Source organism: Achromobacter pestifer (assembly GCF_013267355.1).
Lineage (GTDB): Bacteria > Pseudomonadota > Gammaproteobacteria > Burkholderiales > Burkholderiaceae_B > Achromobacter > Achromobacter pestifer_A.
The window spans coordinates 6,156,607-6,181,615 of sequence record NZ_CP053985.1; the positions used below are offsets into that span (position 1 = coordinate 6,156,607).

Annotated in this window: 22 protein-coding genes; 12 read left to right on the forward strand and 10 right to left on the reverse strand. The window is 67.9% G+C overall.

What is annotated here, in order from left to right; translation table 11 throughout:
• Nucleotides 1-51: 51 nt before the first annotated feature.
• On the forward strand, nt 52-1,284 hold the full coding sequence (locus FOC84_RS29100; RefSeq protein WP_173148402.1) for an NAD(P)/FAD-dependent oxidoreductase: 1,233 nt from the start codon (nt 52-54) through the stop codon (nt 1,282-1,284).
• 36 nt (nt 1,285-1,320) lie between these two features.
• On the opposite strand, the gene FOC84_RS29105 is transcribed toward FOC84_RS29100, so the two are convergent.
• Complete coding sequence (locus FOC84_RS29105; RefSeq protein WP_302053178.1) at nt 1,321-2,454, reverse strand: 3-deoxy-7-phosphoheptulonate synthase; 1,134 nt, start codon at nt 2,452-2,454, stop codon at nt 1,321-1,323.
• Between the two features lie 238 nt (nt 2,455-2,692).
• Between FOC84_RS29105 and FOC84_RS29110 the strand changes: the two genes are divergently transcribed.
• Both FOC84_RS29110 and FOC84_RS29115 read left to right on the forward strand, forming a co-directional pair.
• Nucleotides 2,693-3,919, forward strand: a complete 1,227-nt coding sequence (locus FOC84_RS29110; RefSeq protein ID WP_173148404.1) for an EAL domain-containing response regulator — start codon at nt 2,693-2,695, stop codon at nt 3,917-3,919.
• Between the two features lie 188 nt (nt 3,920-4,107).
• Nucleotides 4,108-5,418, forward strand: a complete 1,311-nt coding sequence (locus tag FOC84_RS29115) for a ferredoxin reductase family protein (protein ID WP_173148406.1) — start codon at nt 4,108-4,110, stop codon at nt 5,416-5,418.
• A 5-nt stretch (nt 5,419-5,423) separates the two neighbouring features.
• Here FOC84_RS29115 and FOC84_RS29120 read toward each other — a convergent pair whose 3' ends face one another.
• Nucleotides 5,424-7,085, reverse strand: a complete 1,662-nt coding sequence (locus FOC84_RS29120) for a mucoidy inhibitor MuiA family protein (protein WP_173148408.1) — start codon at nt 7,083-7,085, stop codon at nt 5,424-5,426.
• 145 nt (nt 7,086-7,230) lie between these two features.
• Nucleotides 7,231-8,121 (reverse strand): LysR family transcriptional regulator, encoded by an 891-nt coding sequence (locus tag FOC84_RS29125; RefSeq protein WP_173148410.1) that lies wholly within the window; start codon nt 8,119-8,121, stop codon nt 7,231-7,233.
• A gap of 103 nt (nt 8,122-8,224) precedes the next feature.
• Between FOC84_RS29125 and FOC84_RS29130 the strand changes: the two genes are divergently transcribed.
• The 3 genes from FOC84_RS29130 to FOC84_RS29140 all read left to right on the forward strand — a co-directional run bounded on the left by FOC84_RS29130 (nt 8,225) and on the right by FOC84_RS29140 (nt 13,436).
• Entirely contained in the window at nt 8,225-9,532 is a 1,308-nt protein-coding gene (locus FOC84_RS29130; protein WP_173148412.1) for an MFS transporter, read from the forward strand.
• Nucleotides 9,533-9,618: 86 nt separating this feature from the next.
• Nucleotides 9,619-10,329: a DUF2325 domain-containing protein gene (locus tag FOC84_RS29135; protein WP_173148414.1), complete on the forward strand. Its 711-nt coding sequence runs from the start codon at nt 9,619-9,621 to the stop codon at nt 10,327-10,329.
• 98 nt (nt 10,330-10,427) lie between these two features.
• Entirely contained in the window at nt 10,428-13,436 is a 3,009-nt protein-coding gene (locus FOC84_RS29140) for a GAF domain-containing protein (RefSeq protein WP_173148416.1), read from the forward strand.
• Nucleotides 13,437-13,465: 29 nt separating this feature from the next.
• Here FOC84_RS29140 and FOC84_RS29145 read toward each other — a convergent pair whose 3' ends face one another.
• Both FOC84_RS29145 and FOC84_RS29150 read right to left on the reverse strand, forming a co-directional pair.
• Nucleotides 13,466-14,902 carry an RNA polymerase factor sigma-54 gene (locus FOC84_RS29145; protein WP_173148418.1) on the reverse strand — a complete coding sequence of 479 codons (1,437 nt, stop codon included), beginning with the start codon at nt 14,900-14,902 and terminating at the stop codon, nt 13,466-13,468.
• A gap of 173 nt (nt 14,903-15,075) precedes the next feature.
• On the reverse strand, nt 15,076-15,999 hold the full coding sequence (locus FOC84_RS29150) for a sigma-54 interaction domain-containing protein (protein WP_254242046.1): 924 nt from the start codon (nt 15,997-15,999) through the stop codon (nt 15,076-15,078).
• A 272-nt stretch (nt 16,000-16,271) separates the two neighbouring features.
• On the opposite strand from FOC84_RS29150, the gene FOC84_RS29155 reads away from it, so the two are divergent.
• Nucleotides 16,272-17,654 carry a sigma-54-dependent transcriptional regulator gene (locus FOC84_RS29155; protein WP_173148422.1) on the forward strand — a complete coding sequence of 461 codons (1,383 nt, stop codon included), beginning with the start codon at nt 16,272-16,274 and terminating at the stop codon, nt 17,652-17,654.
• 2 nt (nt 17,655-17,656) lie between these two features.
• Here FOC84_RS29155 and FOC84_RS29160 read toward each other — a convergent pair whose 3' ends face one another.
• A complete protein-coding gene (locus FOC84_RS29160) occupies nt 17,657-18,040 on the reverse strand; it encodes a hypothetical protein (RefSeq protein WP_173148424.1) in 384 nt (127 codons plus the stop codon).
• 167 nt (nt 18,041-18,207) lie between these two features.
• Here FOC84_RS29160 and FOC84_RS29165 point away from each other — a divergent pair, with 167 nt between their 5' ends.
• Both FOC84_RS29165 and FOC84_RS29170 read left to right on the forward strand, forming a co-directional pair.
• Nucleotides 18,208-18,441: a hypothetical protein gene (locus FOC84_RS29165; protein ID WP_173148426.1), complete on the forward strand. Its 234-nt coding sequence runs from the start codon at nt 18,208-18,210 to the stop codon at nt 18,439-18,441.
• An 88-nt stretch (nt 18,442-18,529) separates the two neighbouring features.
• A complete protein-coding gene (locus FOC84_RS29170; RefSeq protein ID WP_173148428.1) occupies nt 18,530-19,150 on the forward strand; it encodes a DUF4142 domain-containing protein in 621 nt (206 codons plus the stop codon).
• A gap of 71 nt (nt 19,151-19,221) precedes the next feature.
• On the opposite strand, the gene FOC84_RS29175 is transcribed toward FOC84_RS29170, so the two are convergent.
• Together FOC84_RS29175 and FOC84_RS29180 are read right to left on the reverse strand one after the other, a co-directional pair.
• Entirely contained in the window at nt 19,222-19,563 is a 342-nt protein-coding gene (locus tag FOC84_RS29175; protein ID WP_173148430.1) for a DUF883 family protein, read from the reverse strand.
• 77 nt (nt 19,564-19,640) lie between these two features.
• Nucleotides 19,641-19,970 carry a four-helix bundle copper-binding protein gene (locus tag FOC84_RS29180; protein WP_173148432.1) on the reverse strand — a complete coding sequence of 110 codons (330 nt, stop codon included), beginning with the start codon at nt 19,968-19,970 and terminating at the stop codon, nt 19,641-19,643.
• A 255-nt stretch (nt 19,971-20,225) separates the two neighbouring features.
• Between FOC84_RS29180 and FOC84_RS29185 the strand changes: the two genes are divergently transcribed.
• The 3 genes from FOC84_RS29185 (at nt 20,226) to FOC84_RS29195 (ending at nt 21,698) form a co-directional block, all read left to right on the forward strand.
• On the forward strand, nt 20,226-20,393 hold the full coding sequence (locus FOC84_RS29185; protein ID WP_173148434.1) for a hypothetical protein: 168 nt from the start codon (nt 20,226-20,228) through the stop codon (nt 20,391-20,393).
• Nucleotides 20,394-20,441: 48 nt separating this feature from the next.
• Entirely contained in the window at nt 20,442-20,594 is a 153-nt protein-coding gene (locus FOC84_RS29190) for a DUF3309 family protein (RefSeq protein ID WP_173148436.1), read from the forward strand.
• A gap of 162 nt (nt 20,595-20,756) precedes the next feature.
• On the forward strand, nt 20,757-21,698 hold the full coding sequence (locus FOC84_RS29195; protein WP_173148437.1) for a 2-hydroxyacid dehydrogenase: 942 nt from the start codon (nt 20,757-20,759) through the stop codon (nt 21,696-21,698).
• Here the strand turns inward: FOC84_RS29195 and FOC84_RS29200 are convergent.
• Together FOC84_RS29200 and FOC84_RS29205 are read right to left on the reverse strand one after the other, a co-directional pair.
• Nucleotides 21,695-22,528, reverse strand: coding sequence for a universal stress protein (locus tag FOC84_RS29200; RefSeq protein ID WP_173148439.1), 834 nt, complete (start codon nt 22,526-22,528; stop codon nt 21,695-21,697). The genes FOC84_RS29195 and FOC84_RS29200 overlap by 4 nt on opposite strands.
• A 114-nt stretch (nt 22,529-22,642) precedes the next feature.
• Nucleotides 22,643-24,763 carry an FUSC family protein gene (locus FOC84_RS29205; RefSeq protein WP_173148441.1) on the reverse strand — a complete coding sequence of 707 codons (2,121 nt, stop codon included), beginning with the start codon at nt 24,761-24,763 and terminating at the stop codon, nt 22,643-22,645.
• Nucleotides 24,764-25,009: the final 246 nt, after the last annotated feature.

A 25,009-nucleotide genomic window follows, 5' to 3' on the forward strand; every position in this document is an offset into this window, starting at 1 on the left:
TACGCGCGCGCGCTCTTGCCGAACACCGTACGCAAGCGCAGAATGCGCCGCATGAAAACAGACGCCTTGGTACTGGGTGCGGGCATCGTCGGGGTCAGCACCGCCCTGCATCTGGCGGCGCGCGGCCGTTCAGTGGTGCTGCTGGACCGGCGCGGCCCCGGCGAGGAAACCAGTCATGGCAACGCCGGCCTGATCGAGCGGGCCAGCGTGATTCCCTATGCCTTTCCGCGCGATTGGCGCAGCCTGTGGCGCTACGCCAGGAACGATACGCCGGACGTGAGTTACCACCCGCGCTTTCTGCCGCGCATCGCGCCGTGGCTGCTGCGCTATTGGTGGCATTCGGCGCCAACGCGCCTGGCGCGGGCCGCCGAGGCCATGCTGCCGCTGATCGAACGCAGCGTGGCCGAGCACGACGCGCTCAAGGACCAAGCCGGCATTTCCCATCTGTTCCGGCGCAACGGCTGGATCGACGGCGTGCGCAGCGAGGCCGGGCTGGCCCGGGCCGTGGCCGAGGCGCAGGCGCTCGCGCCGTACGGCCTGAACTACCGCGTGCTGGACCGCCCGGCGCTGGCGGCATTGGAGCCGTCGCTGTCGCGCATGGCCGGCGCGGTGCACTGGCTGGATCCGCTCAACGTCTCGGACCCGGGCGCCGTGACGCGCGGCTACGCGGCCTTGTTCGAGCGGCGCGGCGGCATGCTGGCGCGCGGCGATGCGCGCAGCCTCAAGCCATCGGGCCAAGGTTGGCAGGTGCAGGCAGAACAGGGATTGATCGAGGCCCGCGACGTGGTCGTGGCGCTGGGCCCCTGGTCGCCCGACATCCTGCGTCCGTTGGGCTATCGCATCCCCATGGCGGTCAAGCGCGGCTATCACCAGCATTACGCGCTGGAGGACGGCGCGACCTTGTCGCATCCGGTGGCGGACATCGAAAGCGGTTTCGTGGTGACGCCGATGACCTTGGGCGTGCGTCTGACGACCGGCGCGGAATTCGCGCCGCGCGATGCGCCGCCTTCACCGATCCAGATCCAGCGCACGCGGGCATTGGCGCGGCAGCTGCTGCCGCTGGGCGAGGCGGTGGAGCGCGAACCCTGGATGGGCTGCCGGCCTTGCATGCCGGACATGCGGCCGGTCATCGGACCCGCGCCGCGCCATCCGGGTCTGTGGCTGGCTTTCGGCCATGCGCATCATGGCTTCACGCTGGGGCCGGTGACGGGCAAGCTGCTGGCCTGCATGATCACGGGCCAGGCGCCGGACATGGATCCGGCGCCTTACCGCGTCGGCCGCTGAGGCCGGACGCGGCAAGCGCCTGAAGAGGCGCGGTTTTCAGGCCGGCTTTGCGGTCTTTTCGCGGCGCTGGCGCACGGCCAGGGCCAGCGTTTCCAGCACCGGCTCGGTCTGCGACCAGCCCAGGCAGGCATCCGTGATGGACACGCCGCGGCGCAGCGGCTGGCCGGGCTTCAAGTCCTGGCGGCCTTCTTCGAGATGGCTTTCGATCATCACGCCAGTGATGCGGCCGTCGCCCTGGGCGATCTGGGCGGCGATATCCTGGGCCACGTCGGCCTGGCGCAGGTGCGACTTGTTGGAGTTGGCGTGCGAGCAGTCGATCATGACTTGCTCGCGCTGGCCGGCGGCGCGCAGGGCGGCGCAGCAGGCGTCGACGCTGGCGGCGTCGTAGTTCGGGCCTTGCTTGCCGCCGCGCAGGATGACGTGGGTGTCCTGGTTGCCGCGGGTTTCGAAGATGGCGGCCATGCCCATCTTGGTCATGCCCATGAAGGCGTGCTTGGCGCTGGCGGCGACCATGGCGTCGGCGGCGATCTGCACGCCGCCGTCGGTGCCGTTCTTGAAGCCCAGCGGGCAGCTCAGGCCCGAGCTCAGCTGGCGGTGGCTGGGGCTTTCGGTGGTGCGCGCGCCGATGGCGCCCCAGGCGATCAGGTCGGCGATGTACTGCGGGCTGAGCAGGTCGAGGAATTCGGTCGCGGTCGGCAGGCCCAGGCCGCTGATGTCCAGCAGCAGCTCGCGCGCGCGGCGCAGGCCTTCATTGATGCGGAAGCTGCCGTCCAGGCGCGGATCGTTGATATAGCCCTTCCAGCCCACGGTGGTGCGCGGCTTCTCGAAGTACACGCGCATGACGATGAGCAGGTCTTTCTGGTGCTGCTCGGCGGCGGTGCGCAGCAGGCGGGCGTATTCCATGGCCTGGCCATGGTCGTGGATGGAACAGGGGCCGACCACCAGCACCAGGCGGTCATCGCGGCCGTGCAGCACGTCGGCAATCTGGACGCGGCTTTGCTCGACCAGCGTCTGGATCTCGGCCGACACCGGCAGCTCGTCCTGCAGCAGCGCGGGCGAAATCAAGGGGCGCACCGCGCTGATGCGGGTATCGTCGGTGCGCGTGTTGTCCTGGGTGGAGTCGGCCGCGCCGACCTCGCGGTCGTGCAGGGGGTCGTCAATGCGGGTCAAGGGTAGCTCCGTGCCGTAGATGCGGGAAAGACTTCTATTATGGCACCGGCCGCGCCGCGGGGCGACGGAAGGCTGCCTCCGCTTGGCTGATGGCCCCGATACTACGACTATCGGCGATGGCCCTGCATTAACCCGTTAGCGATAACGACAGGCCGGACGCGTTTGCCTTAGCATGGTGTACACAGTTTTCCAGCGGCCGCCTGCGGGGGCCCGCCCTATATGAGTAGGACGGTAGAGCATGCCTAAAACGGAACCCGGCGGGACCCGACGGATACTCCTTGTCGAAGACCATCCGGTCGAGCGCGCCTATCTGCAGAACGTGCTGCTGGCGCTGGGGTTCCGCCGGGTTGCCGGCCTGGGCAGCAGCATCGAAGCCGTCAGCGCGCTGTCGCGCCAGTTCTACGACGTGGTCATCAGCGACATCGTCACGGGCGAGGGCGACGGCACGCGCCTGCCCAACGAATTGCGGCGCCTGGTGGACGCGGGGCGGCTCAAGAGCATGCCTCCCATCATCTGGATCAGCAGCCTCAGCGACGAGCTGTTGCAGTCGCATGTGCGGCTGGCGTTGCAGGCGGGCTGTCCGTCCGCGCAGGCGCTGTCCAAGCCGGTGTCGCGCACGGCCATGCAGCAGGCGATCAAGACGGCGCTGCGCAGCCTCGACGAAGACGACGCTGCGTCGGCCCGGCCGCGCTCGCCGCGGCGCGACGTGATCGAGGCGGCGTTGGGCCATGCGCTGATTACGGGACAGGGCATGAGCGTGGTGCTGCAGCCGCAGATGAGCCTTTCCACGGGCCGCGTGCTGGCCGCCGAGGCCTTGTCGCGCTGGGAGCATCCCGAACTGGGTGCGATCCCGGCGGCGGACTTCGTGCCCGCCGCGCATCGGCTGGGCTTGGACCGGACCTTGTTCTGCCGGGTCACGGACCGGGTGCTGGAGATCCAGCAGCGCATGCACGCCGAAGACATCGCCGTGCCCATCGCGGTCAACGCCTCGGCCTCCACGCTGTGTTCACGCGATCTGCCGGGCCTGCTGGAGCAGCGCGTGGCGCAGGCAGGCCTGCCGGCCCGGCTGATCAAGGTCGAACTGACCGAGGACGAGCCGGTGACCGATTGGCTGGCCTTGTCCTCGGCGCTGAATCTGCTGCGGGTGCGCGGTTTTGAATTGGCGATGGACGATTTCGGCGCGGGCATCGCCTCGATGCGCCTGTTCTCGGCCATGCCCTTCACGGAACTGAAGATAGACCGCGACTTCATCGTGCACATGCACCGCGAGCCCGCATCGCGCGCCGTGGTCGCGGCCGCCATCGAGATGGGCCGCGTGCTGGGCCGGCGCGTGGTCGCGGAAGGCGTGGAGCACGAGCGCGACGTCGAGCTGCTGCGCGAGCTGGGCTGCGACGTGGCCCAAGGCTACGGCATTTGCGTGCCGCTGGAGCCCGACGCCTTCATCGAATTCTGCCGCGGCCGCTGAGCCATCGCGTCGGCGCCATGGAGTATCCTGGCGCTGGCCGGATCCGTCCGGACCATCCCGATTTTCGGCGGACTTGACCCCGATCAAGACTGCGGCCGCGCATGGAAAAACGCTCCCACTGGCGGATTTACCATGGCTTCATGCGGACCGCGCACGGTGGCGAGGCCCCTAGATGGAGCGATGACGCGATGCGACGCATACTGGCCGCTGTTCTGCTGATTTCCCTGCTGGCCTGGGCCGGGGCCTACTGGGCGCAACCTCCGGCCGAACTCAATGTCTGGACCGCGCGCGATCAGCTCATTCTGCTGACGGGTCTGGGCGCCTACGCGCTCATGGCCCTGATCATGCTGCTGGCGGTGCGCCCGATGTGGTTGGAAACGCGCATGGATGGGCTGGACAAAATGTACCGGCTGCACAAATGGAGCGGCATCCTGGCCGCCGTGCTGGCGGCGGCGCATTACCTGATCAAGCTGGGCAAGCCGGTGCTGCTGGCGCTGTTCGATCCCGTGCCCAAGACGCCGCGCGCAGCGAATTTGCTCGACATGTTCCGCGGATCCGCCAAGGACATAGGCGAATGGGCCGTGTGGATCCTGGCGGCGATGGTGCTGCTCACCCTGTGGCGACGCTTTCCGTACCACATCTGGCGCCAGGTCCACCGCATCGCCGCGGTGATCTTCCTGGTGGTGGCCTTCCATGGCGTGGTGCTGACGCCTGCCGCTTGGTGGTGGCAGCCCGCTGGCTGGCTGGTGGCCTTGTGCACGGCGGTGGGGACCGTTTGCGCCTTGATGGCGCTGACCGGCAATATCGGGCGCGGCCGCCGCTACAGGGGGCAGGTGCTGGCCATCGACCATCTTTCCGACGACATCCTGGCGCTGACCTGTAGGGTGGAGGGCAACTGGCATCACCGCGCCGGGCAGTTCGCCTTCCTGACCGCGGACCGGCGCGAAGGCGCGCATCCGTTCACGGTGTCGGGCGCGGACGACGGTACCGGAAGGGTACAGTTCTCCATCAAGGCGCTGGGAGACTACACGCGGCGCCTGCAACGCAGCCTGCAGGTGGGACAGGATGTGGTCATCGAAGGCCCTTATGGCTGCTTCGACTTCCAGCACGGCGATGGGCGGCCGCAGATCTGGGTGGCCGCGGGCATCGGCGTCACGCCGTTCATCTCATGGATGGAATCCCTGCAGACGGACCCGGATACCGCGCCGGTGGCGACCCTGTACTACTGCGCCCGCAACGCCGACGACGCGCCGTTCGCGGACCACCTGAAAGCGTTATGCGCGCGCGTGCCGAACGTGACCCTGCATGTGCGCTACAGCGATACCCAGCGGCCGCTGACGGCCGCCGAGCTGGCCGCGAACCACAAGCCGGGCGCGGCATGGCCCAGCGTGTGGTTCTGCGGCCCGGCGGGATTCGCCGATGCCTTGAAGGACGGGTTGCACCGGCGCGGCATGCCGGTGAGCGAACTGTTCCACCAGGAGGCGTTCCAGATGCGCTGAGCGCGTCAGATTCCGGAAACCTCGATATCCCCCGGATAGTCGACCGAGAACTTCAGCACTGTCTCGCGCGACTTGCCGGGCTCCATCTCCCAGTCCCAGACCAGCTTGCCGTCTTCCTCGCGCTTGATCTCGCGGTCTGCCGGCGACAACAGCTTGACCACGATCTTCTCGTTGCGCGAGATGGGCAGGCGATCCTTGAACGACACCTGCTCCTTGGTCGCCTTGTTGTTCTTGACCGTGATCTTGTACTCGTAGGTCACGCGCTTGCCGCTGCCGGAAAAGCCTGTGCTTTCGGTATAGCGGTTCACCAGCTGGCGCTTGATCGAGATGCCTTCATCGGCGCCCAGCGCCAGTTCGAGTTTTTCGCCGGGCATTACCGCCTTCATGGAACTGGCCGCGACGAAGGCGTCGTCCAGGAAGGTGTTCAGGGAACCGGCCAGGAAGGGGAAGTCCGTGTTGTTGCTGGCATGCGCGGTCAGGAACATGGCTTCGCGCAGCGCCGGCGTGGACTGGTACTGCAGCGTGGCGGGCAGCTTGGCCGTGGCGATGGCCACGCGTTGCGAGGAGTTATCGGACAGCAGGGTGGCCGGATTCTTGATCTGGAACGATGCGCTGGTCGCTTCGGCCTGCACCTCGGCGGTGGCTTGTTCCAGAGGTTCGGGCATCACTTCGGCGACCGGCGCCGAGGCTCCGCCGAAGGACTGGATGCGCTCCCGCGACATCTTGGCTTCGGCGTCGGCGCGTTGCATGGCGGCCGGAGCCGGACTCGGGCGCGGACGCGCCTGGGGCGGAGCCGGCGGCGCGGCCACGTCGACGATCCAGGGCTGCAGCGCCGGCGCGCCGCCGCCCAGCGACGGCCGGGCCGTGGACAGGGTGAGTTTGACGTTGTTCCAGTCTTCGCCGGTGTTCTGGCGGATGACGCCGAAGTAGCCCAGGTCCACGCTGCGGTCGGCCGGCCGCAGGCGCGCGTCGTAGGCGGGCGTCCAGCGGGCGCCGGCCACGGCGTAGGAAACGTTCAAGTCCAGCTTGCCCGCGCGCGCCAGGTTCACGCGCAGGGTGACAGTCTTGGTGCGGCGATTGAGCGAACTCTGCAACTGATCCAGCTGATTCTGCAACGCGGTCAGTTCGCGCTCCAGCGCCTCTTTCTGTTCGGCGACCCGGCGCAGCCCGGCCAGCGCGCGGGCCAGCGAGTCGGCGCTCAGCGACTGGATTGCCTTGAGTTCATCCAGCGTCAGGCGCGCGCCATCCTTGGAGGGCTCGGTGGCGCCGCGCTGCATCATCAGCACCAGCTCGCGCTGGTTGTCCAGCACCGCGGCCTCATCGTCCAGCAGCGCCTGCTGGCCTTGCAGCTTGCGCACTTGCTCTTCCAATTGCTTGACGCGCTCGTTGGCGGTGTCGGCCTGATAGGCGTCACGCACCTTCACGTCCAGCAGCGTGGCCTGGCCGGTGCTCTTGGCCGATACCTGCAGCGAGTTTTCCTGCAGGCTGGCCGGCAGCTTCTCCAGCACCAGTTCGTGCTCGCCGGCGGCCAGCTCGCTGCTGGCGGCGCGGGTCACGACGGCGCGGTCCTGATAGACGGTCACGGAACCGATGGAAGAAGCCAGCCCGGCGGCTGCGGCCAGGCCGGGGATCGTCGCAATGGCCAAGGCCAGAAGGGTACGTCGCACTATTTCACCTTTAGACAGGTTGGAATCGCGCGGCGCCGTGTCCATGGGCAGGGACGGACCGCCGCGCGCGCCAAATTTACATTGCGGCCCGGGCGTTGGTTTTACAGAAAATGACAAACGCGACAGGGCGATACCGCGGCACGACCTAGGGATGGGCCAGCGCGCGCAGCATGTCCACGGCGTTGCCTGCCGCGGTCGAGCGGTCGTGGCGCCGGTAGGCCATGTCCAGCAACGCATGCGGCGCGTCGCCCTTGATGGGCCGGTACTCGATGCCTTGCGCACCCATGTGCCGCATCGCGGCCGGTACGATGGAAATGCCCACGCCGGCCGCCACCAGGCTGACGATGGACGCCATCTGCGGCGCTTCCTGGATGACGCGCGGCACGAAGCCCGCGCGCTGGCAGGCCGACATGATCGCGTCGTACAGGCCTGCGCCGATGGGACGCGGATACAGCACGAAGTCCTCGTCCGCCAGCGCGGCGATGGGCACGCTGCGCTTGCGGCTTAGCCCATGGTCGGGGGGCAGCGCCACCAGCATGGGTTCGTCCAGCACACGCTCCGACTCGAACTCCGGGTCCAGTACGTAGGGCGGGCGCACGAAGGCCACGTCGACTTCGCCGGCGCGCAGGCCGCGCAGCAGGGTGACCGTGTTGCTTTCCGTGAGCGTGACTCGCACATCGGGATAACGGTCACGGTACGCGCGGATGGCCCGCGGCAGGTAAGGGTGGAACACCGCGGAAGCCGTGAATCCCACGGTGATCGCCCCGCGTTCCCCGCGCCCCAGCCGGCGCGCCATGTCGATGGCGCGGTCGGCGCTGGCGAGGATGGCGCGCGCGTCCTCCAGGAACTGGGCGCCGGCCTCCGTCAGCGCGATGCCCCGGGGCAGGCGCAGGAACAGCGGGGTGCCGATCTCGCGTTCGAGCTGCTGGATCTGCTGGCTGAGCGGCGGCTGGCCGATGCCCAGCCTGGCGGCGGCGCGCGTGAAGTGCAGTTCTTCCGCGACGGCGGTGAAATAACGCAGGTGACGCAGTTCCATCGTTTTTAAATATGGTGGGTTTGAGTTTCATATATTGGACATATGAAGGGGAAAAGTCTACCTTGAGGGCGTGGGCTGCATGCCCGCTGCTTTCGAGAATCCGATGTCTGTCCCCTCCGCCTGTCCCGCCTCTTCAACCGCCGCGTCCGCGCCGGCGGACCCTGTCTCCACGCCCACCGATCACCTTGCCCGCGGCACCCCCGGATTGCGGCGCGCCCAATGGGCGCTGTTCGCGGCCGGCTTTTCCACGTTTTCGCTGCTGTACTGCGTGCAGCCGCTGATGCCGCTGTTCACCCGCGCATTCGGCGTGTCGCCCGCCCAAAGCAGCCTGGTGTTGTCGCTATGCACCGGCTTTCTGGCGCTGGCCATCTTCTTCGTGGGCCTGTTCTCGCAAGCCGTGCCGCGCAAGCGCGCCATGGCGCTGTCGCTGTTCGCGTCCGCCGTGCTGGGCACCGTCGCCGCCGCGGCGCCGGACTGGCACAGCCTGCTGGCGTTGCGCGCACTGCAAGGCCTGGCCATGGGCGGGGTGCCCGCGCTCGCCATGGCCTACCTGGCCGAAGAGGTCGAGCCTGGCACCCTGGGCTTCGCCATGGGCCTGTACATCGGCGGCAGCGCTTTCGGCGGCTTGTCGGGCCGGGTCATTACCGGGCTGGTCTCGGATCACTACGGCTGGCGCGCCGCCTTGGGCACGCTGGGGCTGTTGGGGATCGTGGCGGCGGCGCTGTTCGTCTGGCTGTTGCCCGCGTCGCGCCGCCACGCGCCGCAGCGGGGCAGGGGCTGGGCCGGCGTCTGGGGCGATGTGCGCGCAGGCGCCGCCTCGCACCTGACGAACGGACCTCTGTGCGGGCTGTTCGCGCTGGGCGGCCTGTTGATGGGCGCCTTCGTCACGGTCTACAACTACGTGGGCTTTCGCCTGCTGCTGCCGCCGTTCTCGCTGAGCCAGACTTTCATCGGCTTCATCTTCGTGGTCTATCTGGTCGGGATCTTCGCGTCGACCTGGTTCGGCCGCCTGGCCGACCGCCACGGGCGCGGCGCGATGCTGTCGGCCGCCACCGGACTGGCGCTGGCGGGCCTGCTGCTGACCCTGTCCAACTGGCTGCCGCTGCTGATTGCCGGGATCGTCGTGTTCACCTTCGGTTTTTTCGCGGCGCACGCGGTCGCCAGCGGCTGGGTCGGACAGATGGCGCGCGGCTACAAGGCGCTGGCGGCATCGCTCTATCTGCTGGTGTACTACGTGGGGTCCAGCGTGCTCGGCGCCTTGGGCGGACACTTCTGGACCACGGGCCTATGGCCCGGGGTGGCTGCAATGGCGGGCGCGCTGCTGGCCTTGGCGCTGGCCATCAGCGCGAGCCTGTACCGTCGTACTGGCCGCGCGCCGGCGTCTGCGGCCATGGGAGGCAGCGCCTCGTAGAGCTATTTTCTAAAAGAAAGTAATTCTCATTTATAATCTGCGGCACGCTCGGTGAGCGCCATCCCCATCCAGATCCGAGGGCCGCGATGAATCCTCTCTCCCCCGACAGCCAGAACCTGCAGCGCGAGCATGCCGCGCTGCTCGCCGCCTACGGGCAGGCGCAGGCGCATTGCAGCCGGCTGCTGGCCGCCCAGTCGGCGCGCATCCTGTATCTGGAGAGCGAGGCCATGCGCCTGCGCGCGGCCGTCATCCTGCGCGACACCGCGCTGGCCTGGGCGCGCGAAGACCGCAAGGCGCTGGAGACATCCATTCCCGGCCTGCCCAGGCGCGTGGCGCTGGCCCGCAGCGTCGCCCAACTGATGGAACGCGTGCAGACGCTCATGCGGGAGCGCCTGGCCTGGCAAGGGCGGGCTGGCGCCGCGGCGCGCGAACTGGAGACGCTGGCGGAGCCGCCGGCCTGGCGTCCCGCGCCGTCCGCGGTCATGCTGCGCCAGAAAGCGGTGCTGTGCGTGGGCGAGGACGCCGTGGCCCTGGCGTTGACGCGCAAGATGGTCGAACTGGCCGGCGGACGCTATCTCGGCCATGACGGCGGCGCGGATGCCGATGGCGACACGCTGGAAGCCAGCCTGGTGGCCGCGGACCTGGTGATCTGCCAGACCGGTTGCGTCAGCCACGGCGCCTACTGGCGCGTCAAGGACCATTGCTCCCGCACTGGCAAGCAATGCGTGCTGGTCGACAAGCCCGAAGCCTTGCAGGCGCTGCGGCTGGAACGCGAGCCGCTGAAGACGGACGGTTGATCCGCCGGGTTCCCGCGCGGGAACCGTAGCGTCGGGTTACCTAGCGTTTCGGCTGCGCGGCCGTTGCCGCAATACAGTCGAGGGGCAAGGGGGCCGACATGCTGACCAAGCGGGATCGAGTGGCGCTACCCTGGACGGACACGCTTGCCCGCCTGGAGGACGAGCGCATCATGTTGCAGCGCATAGCCGCCGGCATGCCGCTGGCCGAGGTGCTGGAGCACGTGCTGCATGCCATCGAGGCGCAATCCAGCGTGGAACTGCGCACTTCCATCGCGCTGGTGGACGAATCCGGCGGTTTCCTGCTGCATGGCGCCGCGCCCAGTCTGCCGGCGGCTTACAACGCCGCGGTGCATAAGGCCGCCATCGGCCCCGGCAGCGCGTCCTGGGGCGAGGCGGCTTACACCGGCAGTCCGGTCTACGTGGAAGACATCGCCTTGAATCCGGGTTGGGCGCGCTGGCGCGACCTGGCCTTGTCGCACGGCCTGAGGGCTTGCTGGTCCACGCCAATCAAGGCGCCCGACGGCCGCCTGCTGGGTGTGTTCTCCAATTACTACGCCGTGGCGCGCTCGCCCTCGGCCCACGATATCGACGCGATCGCGCTGGTGACGCGCAGCGCCGCGCTGGCGATAGAACGCCATCTGACGGAGCTGGCGCTGCGCCAGAGCGGCGAACGCTGGCGCGCCATGTTCGCCGGCATGCAGGAAGCGTTTTTTCTCAGCGAGGCCTTGCGCGACGATGCCGGCCGCATCGTCGATTTCCGCTTCCTGGAGGTGAACCCGGCCTTCGAACGCCAGACCGGCATGAAGGAAGGCGATACCTTGGGCCATACGCTGCGCGAGATGATTCCCGGCGTGCCCGGCCAGATCATGGATACGTTCGCCCAGGTCATCGAGACCGGCGAGCCGACCCAGTTCGAGTTCATGGTGCCCGCGCCCAAGGAGGCCTGGTACGAGGCTCGAGCGCGCAGGGACGGCGTCGACAGGATGATGGCGCTGTTCCTGGACGTGACGGCGCGCAAGACGGCCGAAGCCGAATTATGGGAAGGGCAGCACCGCAAGAATTACCTGGGCGCATTGGGCGACCGCATGCGTGAGCTGCACCGCCAGGAGGACATCGAGCGGGCCGCCTGCGAGGGCCTCTGCCAGCATTTGGCCTTGGGCCAGGTGGCGGTGCTGGATGCGAAAGGCGAAGGCCGGGCCCCCGTCATCTCCTCGCGCTGGCCCGCTGGAAGAGAAAGCCTGGGCCAGCCGCCGCACGCGCTCGATGCCTTGGGCCACGATTACCATGCGGCGCTGCGCCAGGGCCGTACGGCCTACCTGGCGCCGTTGCTTGGAGAAGCTGGTGGCGAGATCCGTCCCTGGGCCATCGTCGTGCCGCTGCGGCGCTGGGGCCGGCACGGTGGCGCCTTGCTGGCATGCCCATCGTCCGGCGGCAAGCCCAAGGCCAGCGACATCGCTTTCATGGAGGAAGTTGCCGAACGCATGTGCGGGGCGGTCGAGCGCTCGCAGTATGCGCGCACGCTGGAGCAGCGCGTCGAGGACGCGATCGCGGAGCGGGACCGGATCTGGCGCCTGTCCCCCGAACTGCTGGCGGCGGTTGACCGGCAAGGGCGCTTCGTCAGCGTCAACCCCGCGGTACGCCCCATTCTGGGCTGGACTCCCGAGCAGTTCATGTCGATGGACCTGTGCGAGCTGATTCATCCGGACGATCTGGCGGCGACGCTGGCGGCCTGGAGCTGGGCCTCCGGTGACATGGGGCCACGCCCCGGCGCAAGGCATCTTGAAAACCGCCTGCTCAAGCGCGATGGCGGCTACTGCTGGATCACCTGGAGCATGTCCTGGGCGCAGGACAGCCTGTACATGACGGGCCGGGACGACACCGACCTGAAACAGCAGGCCGAGGCGCTGCGTGACACCGAGAATGCGTTGCGGCAGTCGCAGAAAATGGAAGCGGTGGGGCGCCTGACAGGCGGCATCGCCCATGATTTCAACAATATGCTGCAGGGGATCTCGGGCGCGCTCTACCTGGTGCAGCGCAAGGTCACGGCGGGCGCGCCGGAACAGGCGCTGCGCTTCGTCGACGTAGCCATGGATTCCGCCAACCGGGCAGCGCACCTGACGCAGCGGCTCCTGACCTTTTCGCGCCGCCAGCCCATCGATCCCAAGCCGTTCTGCGCGGCTTCCGCGCTGCAATCCATGGTGGCCCTGTTCCACCGCTACACTGGCGAACGCGTGGCCTTGCGGCTGGACCTGCAGCCGGAGCTGTGGACGGTCTGTTGCGACAAGAACCAGTTCGAGAACGCCATGCTGAACCTGGTGATCAATGCCTGCGATGCCATGCCGAACGGTGGCGCGCTGACGGTGGGCGCGCGCAACGTGGCGCCGGACGACAGATTGCTGGCGCTATGCGCGGGCACGCATTCCGGACAGTACGTCGAGGTGTCAGTGACGGACGTCGGCTGTGGCATGCCGCCGGATGTGTTGGCCCATGCTTTCGATCCGTTCTTCACGACCAAGCCCATGGGCCAGGGCACCGGCCTGGGCCTGTCCATGATCTATGGTTTCGCCAAGCAGGCTGGCGGCGCGGCCAGCCTGGAGAGCACGGTGGGCGAGGGCACCACGGTCAGACTGTTCCTGCCGCGCCACGATGGCGCGCCAGAAAGCATGCAGAACGGCGAGCGCGCCTTGGCGGCCACGCCCGGGGCGGCGCGCCAGGAAGTCGTACTGGTGGTGGAAGACGATGCGAACGTGCGCGAGATGGTGCGCGAATGCCTGTCCGAACTCGGCCTGGACGTGTTGACCGCGGTGGACGGCGAGGCCGGGCTGGAGCTGTTGCAGTCCGCGCACGGGATCGATCTGCTGGTCACCGATGTCGGATTGCCGGGACTCAACGGCCGGCAACTGGCCGACGCCGCCCGCGTGGCGCGTCCCGGCCTGCCCGTCTTGCTGATGACCGGATACGCCGAAAGCGCGGCGCGCGGCCAGGGCTTTCTGGAACAGGGTCTGGAACTGATCGTCAAACCCTTTCAGCTGGACAAGCTGTCCGAGCGCGTGCAGGGCATGCTGGACAGCGCGCCGGGCAGGCCGGACCAGGACATCCAGCGCTAGTTCGCTTCAAAGCGGGCGCGGTGCCAGGCCTAATGGCGGCGGCGCAATTCCGCGGGCGGCATGCGCAATTGCCCCCGATACTTCGACACCGTGCGCCGCGCCAGCAGTATTCCGTTGGCGGCCAGTTGCTGGGTCAAGGCCACGTCCGATAGCGGCATCGCCGGGTCCTCGGCCTCGACCATTTCCTTGATCAGCGCGCGTACCGCCGTGGCCGAGCAGGAACCGCCGGTATCGGTGGCCAGTTCGCGTGAAAAGAAGTGGCGGAATTCGAACACGCCGCGTGGGGTCACCATGTATTTGCCGACAGTGGCGCGCGAGACCGTGGATTCATGCAAGTCCAGGTCGTCGGCCACCTCGCGCAGCATCAGCGGCCGCAAGGCGACGTCGCCATACTCGAAGAAGGTCTGCTGGCGCTTGACGATGGCTTCGGCCACGCGCTGGATGGTGACATAGCGCTGTTCAACGTTGCGTACCAGCCAGCGGGCTTCCTGAAGCTCCTGGGCCATGGGGCTGCGGTCGTCGAGGTGGGCGCGCCGGAACAGTTCGGCATAGGTCTGGTGCAGCCGCGCCTGGGGCATGGCGTTGCGGTTGGGCAGCACGCGCCAGCGCGATTGCCATTTGTCCACGAACACGTCGGGCACGACATAGACGGGCGCTTCGGCGCTATAGCGGCCGCCCGGTTTCGGGTCCAGGCTGCGGATCAGCGCGCAGGCCTCGCGCAAGGCGTCCTCGGAGCAGCCTAACTGCTGGCGCAGGCCGGCGCAGTCGTTGCGGGCCAGCCGGTCGAGCTGCTGCTGCACGATGCGCAAGGCCAGCGCGCGCAGGTCGGCGCTGATGCCGGCCGAGGCCGCCAATTGCAGGGACAGGCATTCGCTCAGGTCGCGGGCGGCCAAGCCCGGGGCGTCCAGCTGCTGGACCAGGCGCAACGCGGTCATCCATTCGCCTTCATCGGGAACCGGCTGCGCGCCGCGCGGCGCGTCGCCCCATAAACTGGACAGCGGCGCGCGCAGGTATCCGTCGTCGTCCAAGGCGTCGATGATGTACTCGGCGAGCAAGCGGTCGCGCGCCTGCAACGGATAATTGCCCAGCTCCTGCGACAAGCGCTGGCTCATCGACAAGCGCGCAGCTACCCACAGCCCCTGGTCTCCGTCCGCGCCGTCGCCCTGGGCGCGCGTGGGGTAATCGCCTGAGTAGGCCGGCGCGTCAGGCGGCGGCAGCTCGGTTTGCGCCGCGGGCTCCAGCGGCGCGGGCGAGGGCAGGTCCGCGGGAGCAAAGCCGTCCGCGGCGGGCGGCAGGTCGCTTTCTTGCTCGTCCGGATCCTCAAGGAACGGATTGCTGGCCAGGGCCTGTTCAACCGCGGTGGTGAATTCCATCGCCGTCATCTGCAGCAGTTTGACGGATTGCTGCAGGCGGGGCGCCAGCGTCATCTGCTGGCGCAGGCGCAATTCTTGCGTGGGGTAGACCAATCGAGTCTCCTGGACACTGGCTGCCGGACGGGCAACCCATCCTGAAACTCAAGCAAAGACCGTGCCAAGTCCCGTGACGGGCCGGGGCGGGGCCATCGCGTGGAACGCGCTGCTTCAGTATTACAAGGAAGCGGTAAGAAATGCTCCCCGACCTCCGCTGCAGGGTCCGGAGATCAGCAGCCGGCGCCGTCCTGCCCATCCTTCTCATAGTCCTCGAGCCGGTTGTAGAGCGTCTTCAAACTTAGGCCCAGGCTGTCGGCGGCGCTGCGCTTGTCGCCCGCGTGATGCGCCAGCGTCGCCAGGATGAATGCACGCTGCGCCTGGCCCAGCGACATGCCGATGGGCAACGTCAGCGCACCGTCGCGCAGCACGGGCTGCGGTGCCGCACGGGAACGTGGCAGCAGCTCGGTTTCGAGTTCCCCGTCGGCCAGGATGAAAGCGCGCTGCACCGCGTTGCGCAGTTCGCGGACATTGCCTGGCCAATCATGCAGCGAGATCGATTCCAGCATATGCGCAGAGAAGGTCTTTTGCGTGCCGTTGTCCGAGTTCAAGGTATCCAGGAACCAGTGCGCCAGCACCAGGGCATCGTCGCCTCGCTCGCGCAATGGGGGGACGCGCAGTGGAATGACTAGGAGCCGGTGCAGGAAGTCCTGGCGCAGGCGGCCTTGCGCGACCGAAGCAAAGGGGTCGCGGTTACTGGCGCAGATGATGCGGACATTCGCGCGCAGCAGGTCGGAGCCCCCCACGCGCTGGTACGTGCCGGCCTCGAGCACGCGCAGGAAGTTGACCTGCAGGTCTGGCGGCATTTCGGTCACTTCGTCCAGGAACAGGGTGCCGCCGCTGGCGTACTCGAAGTAGCCGGCGTTCTGCGCGACGGCGCCGGTGAAGCTGCCTTTTTCATGGCCGAACAGTTCCGCGTGCGCCAGGCTGCCGCTGATGGCGCCGCAATTGACGGCAACAAAGGGCTGTTCGCGGCGTGCGCTGGCATCGTGGATGGCGCGCGCCACGATTTCCTTGCCGGTTCCGCTTTCGCCCACGATAAAGACGCTGGCGTCGGTGGCCGCGGCCAATTGCAATTGGGCCCCGAGCTTTTGCATGACGGGGGACAGGTCGGACGCGTCGATGAGTACGTCCTGGGACGCCGTCGCCGATCCGCGCGCGGGGTTGCTGCTGCGATTGGCCATGCTTATTCCTGGGCCCGCCCCGGGCCATGAGCGTCTGTCCCATGCTAGCGGGCTGACGCAGGGCGGCATGCGACGATTTGCAAGCATTCGAAAATCTTGATGGAAAGTGTCGAACAGTTGCCCCTGGCCCGCGCGCAATCGCTATGCTGAACGACTCACCACAACATCCGCGATAGGGAGCCAGCATGCCCCATCTGCTGATCGTCGATGACGATCCCGCGATACGCGAAACCCTGGCCGAGATCGGCCGTGAGAGCGGCTTCTCGGTGGCCCTGGCGGCCAGCATCAAGGACGCGCTGATCCAGCTGGAACGGCACGCGCCCGACTTGGTGCTGACCGACATCCGTTTGCCCGAAGGCAGCGGCATGGACATCTTCAAGAGCGAGGCTGCCGCCAGCGCGGAGGTCGTGGTGATGACGGGGCATGGCACCGTCGACAATGCGGTGCAGGCCCTGCGTCTCGGGGCCACGGATTACCTGGTCAAGCCGATTTGCATGGAACGCTTGAACGGGATTTTTGCCCGCGTGAACGCGAGTGCGGGTGGCGACCTGCAGGGCGCGCCGTTTGAAGAGCCGGGACGCTATGGAAAGATGTACGGCGCGTCGGCCTGCATGCAGGCCCTGTACCGGCAGATCGGACGCGTGGCCACGACCAACGTGACAACGCTGTTGATCGGCGAAAGCGGCACGGGCAAGGAGTTGGCCGCGCACGCCATCCATGAACTCAGCGCGCGCCGCCAGCGCCCGTTGATCGCGGTGAACTGCGGCGCGATCTCGCCGAACCTGATCGAAAGCGAGATGTTCGGCCATGAGCGCGGCAGCTTCACCGGCGCGGACCGCCAGCACAAGGGTTACTTCGAGCGCGCCGACGGCGGCACGCTGTTCCTGGACGAAGTAACCGAAATGCCGCTGGATCTGCAGGTCAAGCTTTTGCGGGTCCTGGAGACCGGGCAGTTCATGCGGGTGGGGACCAATCGGGAGATCGCCTGCGATATCCGCATCGTCGCCGCCACCAACCGCGATCCCGAGCAGGCGGTCAGGGAAGGCAAGCTGCGCGAAGACCTTTATTACCGGTTGAGCGTCTTCCCGATCAAGCTCCCGGCGCTGCGCGAACGCGGCGACGACATCCTCTTCCTCGCGGATCGCTTCCTGCAAGGATTGAACCAAGAGTCCGGCAAGAACAAGGAATTCTCGCCGCGCGCGGTGGACGCGCTGCAGCAGTACGAATGGCCGGGCAATGTGCGGGAACTCAAGAATTACGTGCGCCGCGCTTTCATCATGGCGGACGGCGACAGGCTGGAGGCAGACATGCTGACGCCGCGGGTGTCGCCGGCCGGAGAGGGCGCCGGTGGCCATGTGAGCGTGCCGGTGGGAGAAACGCTGGCGGAAGCGGACCGGCGCCTGATCCTGGCGACGCTGGAGCGTTGCAACGGCGTCAAAAAGCAGGCCGCGGCGGTGCTCGGCATCAGCCCCAAGACGCTGTACAACCGGCTTGAGGAATACGCCGCGGCGGACGCGGCTGCGGCTGCGCCAGCCGTGCCGCTTGCCCGGAAACAGGACCGGTCCTGACTTCATTTGCCGTACCGCGTTTTCAGGTCGGCCATGCAGGCGTCCTTGGCGTTGCCGGACATACCGTCGCATTTCTCCTTCCCGACTTTGTAGTCGGCGTCGTTGCGCACCTTGGCCGCGTCATGCGAGGCCTCGGCTTTTTCCTTGCCTGCCTTGGCGTCCGCCCGGGCCTTGTCGCGGGTGGCCTCGGCCTGCTGTAGGCAGACGTCCTTCTGGTTGCCCTTCATGACGTCGCAACGCTTCTTGTCCAGCTTGTACTGGTCATCGATCTGTTCGTTGCTGCGCACGGGGGTGGCGCCTGTCTGCGTGGTTTGCGCCTGCGCCTGGAACGTCAGGGCGGAGAGGCTCAGGGCGACTGCGGGGAGTACGACTCGGGACAGATTCATGGCTGACTCCTAGGATGGGACCCGGCATCGCGCGGGCCTGGCCTGATGCGCAAGCAAGCGGCATTCCCGGGCCGGCCGGGCATGCCGCTTGCTCGCAAGCCTTTGCAGTCGGCGGCGCCGATGCGCACGCCGGAAGCATCCATTGAACGAGTCCAGGGGATATCAACATGGAATCCAAGCGCACAGACAAGGAAAAGGCGGGCATGGAATCGGGCAAGGCCAATGCGCCGCGCACGGAAACCGAGGCCGCGCATCGCAGCGGGCAGTTTGGGACGGACAAGCCGGGCTTTGGCAAACCGCCCACCGCGCCCAAGCGCGAATCGGATCAGAAGCCCAATGACAAGGGCGCCGAGTACGAGGAAGGCGGCCAGTATCCGGGCAAGCGCCCGGGCGCGAAGTAGCTGCGTTGCGGCATGGTCAATCCGGTTCTTCGCTCATACGGAACGGCGGCGCCGCGCCGTATGGCGTACCAGGCTGCGGGAGGCAGACATGAAGAAGGTGACATGGGTGTGCGGCATCGTGGCGGTTTGTCTGCTGATCGCGCCGGGCGTGCTGGGTGGCGTGCAAGCGCAGGAACTGGCGGCGCCGGAGACGCGATTCCTCCAGGCCGCGGCGGGTTCGGGCATGTTCGAGGTAGAGGCCGCGGAGCTGGCGAAGAAACGCGCTGGCAACGGCGGCGTCAAGGCATACGCCGAGAAGATGATAGGGCAGCACCGCGCGATGAACGCTGAATTGAAGGCCTTGGCCAAGCGCAAGCAGGTGACGCTACCTGCGAAACCGTCGGAGCCCGACCGTGGCACCCTCGAACAATTGGCTGACAGGTCCGGCGCGGACTTCGATGCCCTCTACATCGAAAAGGCGGCCGTGGACGGGCACACAACTGCCAACCGCCTGTTCGAGACTGCGGCGAGGGAGTCCAAGGATCCGCAGGTGCGCGATTTCGCGGTGCGCGCGCTGCCCACGCTGGCCGAACATCTGGCAATGGGCCGCAAGCTGCAAGGCACGTCGCCCGCCGACCCCGACAAAATCCAGCCCGCTGTGAAGGGTGAAGCTCCAGCCGTCTCGCCCGCGTCGCGCGAGGCGCCCGCGTCGATAGCGCCGGCGCGCTGAGGGCAGGCACGGCAGACGCTCAAAGCCCCTGGTTGGGCGTGGAATTGCCTTGCGGCGCTCCACGGCCCGGACTACTGCCGTCCCACCACCACGCCGAACAGGAAAGCCGCGCCGGCCACCAGGCCGATCGCCTGCCATGGCCGCGCGTGGATGTATTCCTCGGTGCAGTCTATGGTCTCCCGCATCAGGTCGCCGGCATGATCGGAAGCGTCGCGCAGGCTGCGCCGCGTGGCGTGCAACTGCTCGGACAGGCGCGCCTTGAGCGCCTCCAGATCGGTCGCCGAGGCGTCTCTGAGCGTGGCTTCCAGATCGTCGATCCAGGCTTCCGGGTGCCGTGTACGCCTGTGCGCGCCGCGGTTGTCCGGGCCGTTCTCCGGAAAGTCGGAGGGCAGGGGGGTGTTGGTGGATGCCATCGGTAGCTCCTGGCTGTCGGGCGGGAATTGCGCCTGCGCGGGCCGGCCCGGGCGGCCGCGCGGCGGATCGGGAGGTTTCAGGCCTCCAGCATGTCGCGGCAGGCCAGCGTGCAGCTCAGGCATGCGCCCGCGCAGACCTGGCAATGCTCTGCCTTGTGTGGCGAGCATTCGCGCGCACCCGCGTCGCACATCAGCGCGCACAAGGTGCACAGCGCACGGGCGAACTCGCCGTCGCGCGCCAGCATGGCCGCGCACAGCCGGCAGACGGCGGCGCAATCGGTGCATAGCGCGATGCAGCGCCGCATGTACGCCGGATTTTCGTGCAGGCAGGCAGAGGCGCAGATATCGCAGGCGACCGCGCATTCGTAGCAGGCTTGCACACATTGCTCGAAATTTGGGTCTCGCATTGCATCTCCTTGTGTGTGCCCGGTACGCACCGCAACCGGCGTGCCTGGAGCCAGGCCACATCCGCTTGCAATTTGATGCCGCGCGGCGATGACCCTGCCGGCCGGAAGACACCGCTAAGATACTGCCGCCGCGTTCTCGCGTCGATGTTCCGCGCAGACCGGATAAACCATACGCCTCGACGCCTCAAGAAGCCGCGCGCGGGGCCGGGCACGCGGCTTGCTGACGGATGCATGGACTATCCCCCGGAGACCGCTATGCACATCGCGTACCCGTACTACCTGCACGTTCCGCCCAAGCCTGATCCGATACCGCCGGGCTCGCCGCCCGGGGATCTGCCTGTGGATCCGGATACCGACGAGCCGGACGTCGACCTGCCTCCCTTGTCACCGCCCGGCAAGGAAATCACGCCACCCAGCCCGTGACTTGGGCTGCGCCATTCCACTGACCCTAACAAGAACCGAGGAGTCGCCATGTCGACCATCCTGCTGATTATCCTTATCCTGCTTCTGGTCGGCGCCGTGCCGGCCTGGCCCCACAGCCGTGGCTGGGGTTATTTCCCCAGCGGCATACTGGGCATATTGCTGATCGTCCTGATCGTGATGCTGTTGACTGGGCGGTTGTAGCAGGACCCGCCAGGTCGTGGACGCGCGGGCCGTGTCGGGCGGCTCGCGCGCCGGTAGCGGAGCAGGGCGGCCATCTGGCGGACCGGCGGGTGGCGCGCGCTTCCGGCCAGGCGTAAGATCGCCGGGTTTTTGTGCAGCCCCGCGATCCACGGCATTCCCGACATGACCATCCCCTTGCTTGTCTTGATAGAAAGCGTGCAGGACTACCTGCCCGAAATCGAAGCGCGCGGCTTTCGCGCGATTTTTGCGCCCACCGCCGAGTCGCGCGCGCAGGCGATCCGCGACCACGGCGCTGAGATCCGCGTCGTGCTGACGCGCGGCGCCACTGGCCTGTACGCGCAGGAAATGGCGGCGATGCCCACCCTGGAGATCGTCTGCTCCCTGGGCGTGGGGTATGAAAATATCGATCTGGCCGCAGCGGCCGAACACGGGATCGTCGTGACCCACGGTCCGGGCGCGAACGCGGTGTCGGTGGCGGACCATGCCATGGCGCTGCTGCTGGGCGCGGCGCGGCGCCTGCCGCAAGCCGATGCCTCGGTGCGCCAAGGCCATTGGAGCGGCTTCATGGGCCCGCAGGTCACGGGCAAGCGCCTGGGCATCCTGGGCCTGGGCACCATTGGACTGGAAATCGCGCGGCGCGGCGCCAACGGCTTCGGCATGAGCGTCGGTTATTACAGCCGCAGCGTCCGCCCGCAATCGGGCTATGCCTATTTCGACAGCCCGCGCGCCCTGGCCGCGGCCTCGGATTTCCTGGTGGTGGCGACGCCGGGCGGGGCGGACACGCGCCATCTGGTGGACGCGCAGGTGCTGGAAGCGTTGGGGCCCGAAGGCTATCTGGTGAACATCGCGCGCGGCAGCGTGGTTGACACACAGGCGCTGATCGCGGCCTTGGCCGAGCGCCGCATTGCGGGCGCGGGCCTGGACGTGGTGGACGGCGAGCCCGAGGTGCCGCAGGCGCTCATCGGACTCGACAATGTGGTGCTGACCCCGCATAGCGCGGGGCGTTCGCCGGAAGCCGTGCATGCCACCGTGGCGCTGTTCCTGGACAACGCCACGGCCCACTTCGCCGGCAAGCCGGTACTGACTCCGGTACGCCGGGCTTAGTGCGAGAACATGACCGGCACGGTCATGCTCTTCAGGAGGGACGCGGTGGCGCCGCCCAGCGCCCACTGGCGCAGCTTGCTGTGGCCATAGGCGCCCATGACGATCAGGTCCGCGCTATGGTCGGCGGCGGCGTTCAGGATGGTGCTGCCCACGCCGACGCCCTTGATTTCACGGCGCACGTGATCCGGCGCCGGCATGCCTTGCGCCACGCAATAGGAGGCCAGGTCTTCGAACGGCGCTTCGTGCTTGGGGCCGGCGGCGCCTTCGTTCATGGTCAGCACGGTCATGTGCGAGGCCAGGCGCAATATTGGCGCGGCATCGGCCAGCGCGCGGGCGGCCTCGCGGCTGCCGTCCCAGCAGCACAGCACGCGGTCGCCGATCACTGGGAATTCGCCGCTGGACGGAATCGCCAGCACCGGCCGGCCCGCCGTCAGCAGGGTCTGCTCGACGAACTCGATCTCGTGCGCGGCTTCGACGTCTTCGCGGTTTTCCTGGCTGACCACGATCAGGTCGGTGGTGCGGCCCAGCAGCGCCACGGTCTCGCTGGGCGAGGATGTGCCCGCGCGCATGAAGGCGGGCACGTCCGCTTCGGCCGCGGCCTCCAGAAAGGCCGTTTCCACCGACTCGCGGCTCTGCGCCTGCAATTCCTTGATGATGCCCAGCGAACGCGACATGAGCACGGACTCGCCGTAGTAATACTGCGGCGGGGCGGCGTTGGCGTAGATGCCGACCAGCTCGGCCTTGTGGCGCTTGGCCAGGGCCAGGGCAGCTTCAATGCGGCGTTTGCAGTCGAATCCGTGGTCCAGGTGGACAGAAATGCGGCGGTACATGGAGGCCTCCTTGTTTGAGCGTGCCATGGGCATATGGTTACGCTTTCCGGCCTTTTTGCCCTTGATGCGCGTCAAGCCCGCGGCAGTTCGCCGGGGCCGGCGCAAACGGCGGGGCTATGGCGCGGCCGGCGCCCGTTCCACGCGCTCGCGCAACTGGCGCAATTGGCGCGCTTGTTGCGCGATGCGGTCCAGCGGTCCGGCCAGCTCCGGATAGCCCGCGGCCACCGCTGCCGGCACGGCCAATTGGCGGTCGCTGGAACCTGGCGCGGGCTGTTGCGGATGCAGCGCGTGCGCCAGCGCCGGACCGTACTCGGAGAGCGCCTGGGCCGCGGGCGATCCGGCAGGCAGGGCCGGCTGTATTTCCAGCACGGTGCCCGCCGCCGTGACGCGGCGCATGGCGTTCAGCAGGGTTTCCGCCGTGCCCACATTGCGGTCGCGATGCACAGGGTTCTGTTGCAGCCGCTGCAAGGAGGCTTGCGCGTTGTCGGCCGACAGGCAGGCCATGCGGCGCAGCGCCACGATGTCCTGTCCGGCGTCGCCGCTTTTGGCGCGCAGCAAGGCGCGCGCATAGGCCGCGTGGCGTTCCAGCGCCAGGCTGAGGGCGCCGGCCAGTTGCCGCGGCTCCTTCTCGGGCCAGACCAGGAAGCCCACCAGCAGCGCCAGGATGCCGCCCAGCACGCTGTTGAAGGCGCGCAGGGCCGCCAGCATCGGCTCCTGGATCTCGGGCTGCTGGATGTGGGTGACCAGCACGAACTGCGAAGTCAGGAAGAACGTGAACAGCGCGTAATGGATCGTGCGCGCGGCGAATGTGCCCAACGCGATGGGCAGCACCGCCAGGGCCACGGACAGGGGCGTGCTCAGGAACAGCCCCAGCAGCGATGCGCCAATGGCGCCTGCCACGCTGCCGCCGACGCGTTCCAGCGTGCGCTGCCAGGTGGTCGCGAAGTAGGGCTGCAGGATGAAGACCAGCGTCAGCGACATCCAGTAGCCGTGGTTGACGGCGAAAGTCTTGGACAGCGCCACCGCGATGGTGGCGCCCACGCCCACGCGCAGCGCGTGGCGGAACGCGTCGGATTCGAAGCTCAGGTTCTGCCGCAACGCGCGCCAGGCGTCCTGCGTGCGGCTGGCCGTGATGCGGTCGCGCGCGGGCGTCGCGGGCGCGTCGCCTTGGTCAAACAGGGACTGGGTGACGGCTTGCGCCGTGTGCAGCAGGCGGTCCAGCACCGGCACCATGGTGGCCAGTTCCGGCGCGTGAGCCAAGGCGCCGCCACGCAGCTCGTGCAGACCGGCGCTGTAATGGGCCAGGCGTTCGCGCAGGCACTGCGCCTGCTTGGCGTCATTGACGTCCGACGTGCTGGCGATGGCATTGCACAGGCTGGCATAGCGGTGCAGCGCGTGCGACAGATGGGCGCCGGCGCCGCGGCCCAGCCAGCGCGGCGCATTCGATTCCAGCAGGTCGGCCGCGGCCACCAACGCGATGAAGCTGTCCTCGGCATTGTCCAGCAGGTACAGCAACTGGTGCGCGCGGGCGCGGCGCGAGGGCCGCGCGTCCTGCACTTCGCGGATGCGCGTGCGGGCCGCTTCCAGCGCGGCGCGCTGGGCGCTGCGCTGCGGGCGCGTGACGGCGCTCCAGGCCTGGGGGCTGGCCGCCGGCGCCAGCCCGGAATACATGCGGGCCAGCGCGTCGGCGAAATCCGCCAGCCCGCGGTAGCAGTGCGCGACCGCATGGGTGGCGTCCTTCCACGGCCGCCTGCGCCACACCAGCGCCGTCATCAGAATGGCCCAGGCCGCGCCGGCCAGGAAGAACAGCGTGTACGACAGGCTTTCGGACCAGGTCGGGGCGGGCAATTCGGCCGCCACCACGAAGCCCGCGGACAGCAGGGTGCCGACGATGGCCGCGGCCGGCCCCAGCACGCGCAGCAGGCCGCCGAAGGTGCAGCACACGAAGGTCAGCGGCAGCAGCAACCACAGGTGGGCCGCGCTGACGCTGGCCAGGAAGCAGAACAGCGCGCCTATCAGCCCCAGCGCCAGCATCGCGCCCGCGCGCTGGCGCAGCGGACCGCCGGGATCGCCGAAGCAGGCCCAGAACGCCGCGATGGCACTCCAGCCCAGGCGCGGTTCATGCGCCAGCACGGCCAGGATGACGGGCGCGGCGCTGATGGCCGCGGCTTGGAGGGCGTCCAGCCACAGGACGTTGCGCAGGGAGGCGCGCCAACGGGAGAGCAGGTTTTTCACGCTAGGAATACGGCAGCGGCGGTGGGCCCGGCAGGGCGAAAGACGCAAACCCTACCATGTCGACAAGGCATTTCAGCAAGGGCGGCGGCGGGGCCGGAAGAGCCGGCGCCATTCATGAATCCGAGCAGCTTAATACGTATGGATACATATATGTGACTTTGCCGCCGCAGCGGCGCAGAATTGCCTGGAAGAAAGTCTGGAAATGGCATACAAAAAGCGCTGTAGCTGGGAATACTCAGTCCAATG

Excerpts from the sequence above, each read along its gene's own strand:
- FOC84_RS29100 (WP_173148402.1), top strand. The coding sequence starts at position 52 with ATGAAAACAGACGCCTTGGTACTGGGTGCGGGCATCGTCGGGGTCAGC.
- FOC84_RS29110 (WP_173148404.1), top strand. The coding sequence starts at position 2,693 with ATGCCTAAAACGGAACCCGGCGGGACCCGACGGATACTCCTTGTCGAA.
- FOC84_RS29115 (WP_173148406.1), top strand. The coding sequence starts at position 4,108 with ATGCGACGCATACTGGCCGCTGTTCTGCTGATTTCCCTGCTGGCCTGG.
- FOC84_RS29125 (WP_173148410.1), bottom strand. The coding sequence starts at position 8,121 with ATGGAACTGCGTCACCTGCGTTATTTCACCGCCGTCGCGGAAGAACTG.
- FOC84_RS29130 (WP_173148412.1), top strand. The coding sequence starts at position 8,225 with ATGTCTGTCCCCTCCGCCTGTCCCGCCTCTTCAACCGCCGCGTCCGCG.
- FOC84_RS29135 (WP_173148414.1), top strand. The coding sequence starts at position 9,619 with ATGAATCCTCTCTCCCCCGACAGCCAGAACCTGCAGCGCGAGCATGCC.
- FOC84_RS29140 (WP_173148416.1), top strand. The coding sequence starts at position 10,428 with ATGCTGACCAAGCGGGATCGAGTGGCGCTACCCTGGACGGACACGCTT.
- FOC84_RS29150 (WP_254242046.1), bottom strand. The coding sequence starts at position 15,999 with ATGCAAAAGCTCGGGGCCCAATTGCAATTGGCCGCGGCCACCGACGCC.
- FOC84_RS29155 (WP_173148422.1), top strand. The coding sequence starts at position 16,272 with ATGCCCCATCTGCTGATCGTCGATGACGATCCCGCGATACGCGAAACC.
- FOC84_RS29160 (WP_173148424.1), bottom strand. The coding sequence starts at position 18,040 with ATGAATCTGTCCCGAGTCGTACTCCCCGCAGTCGCCCTGAGCCTCTCC.
- FOC84_RS29165 (WP_173148426.1), top strand. The coding sequence starts at position 18,208 with ATGGAATCCAAGCGCACAGACAAGGAAAAGGCGGGCATGGAATCGGGC.
- FOC84_RS29170 (WP_173148428.1), top strand. The coding sequence starts at position 18,530 with ATGAAGAAGGTGACATGGGTGTGCGGCATCGTGGCGGTTTGTCTGCTG.
- FOC84_RS29175 (WP_173148430.1), bottom strand. The coding sequence starts at position 19,563 with ATGGCATCCACCAACACCCCCCTGCCCTCCGACTTTCCGGAGAACGGC.
- FOC84_RS29180 (WP_173148432.1), bottom strand. The coding sequence starts at position 19,970 with ATGCGAGACCCAAATTTCGAGCAATGTGTGCAAGCCTGCTACGAATGC.
- FOC84_RS29185 (WP_173148434.1), top strand. The coding sequence starts at position 20,226 with ATGCACATCGCGTACCCGTACTACCTGCACGTTCCGCCCAAGCCTGAT.
- FOC84_RS29190 (WP_173148436.1), top strand. The coding sequence starts at position 20,442 with ATGTCGACCATCCTGCTGATTATCCTTATCCTGCTTCTGGTCGGCGCC.
- FOC84_RS29195 (WP_173148437.1), top strand. The coding sequence starts at position 20,757 with ATGACCATCCCCTTGCTTGTCTTGATAGAAAGCGTGCAGGACTACCTG.
- FOC84_RS29200 (WP_173148439.1), bottom strand. The coding sequence starts at position 22,528 with ATGTACCGCCGCATTTCTGTCCACCTGGACCACGGATTCGACTGCAAA.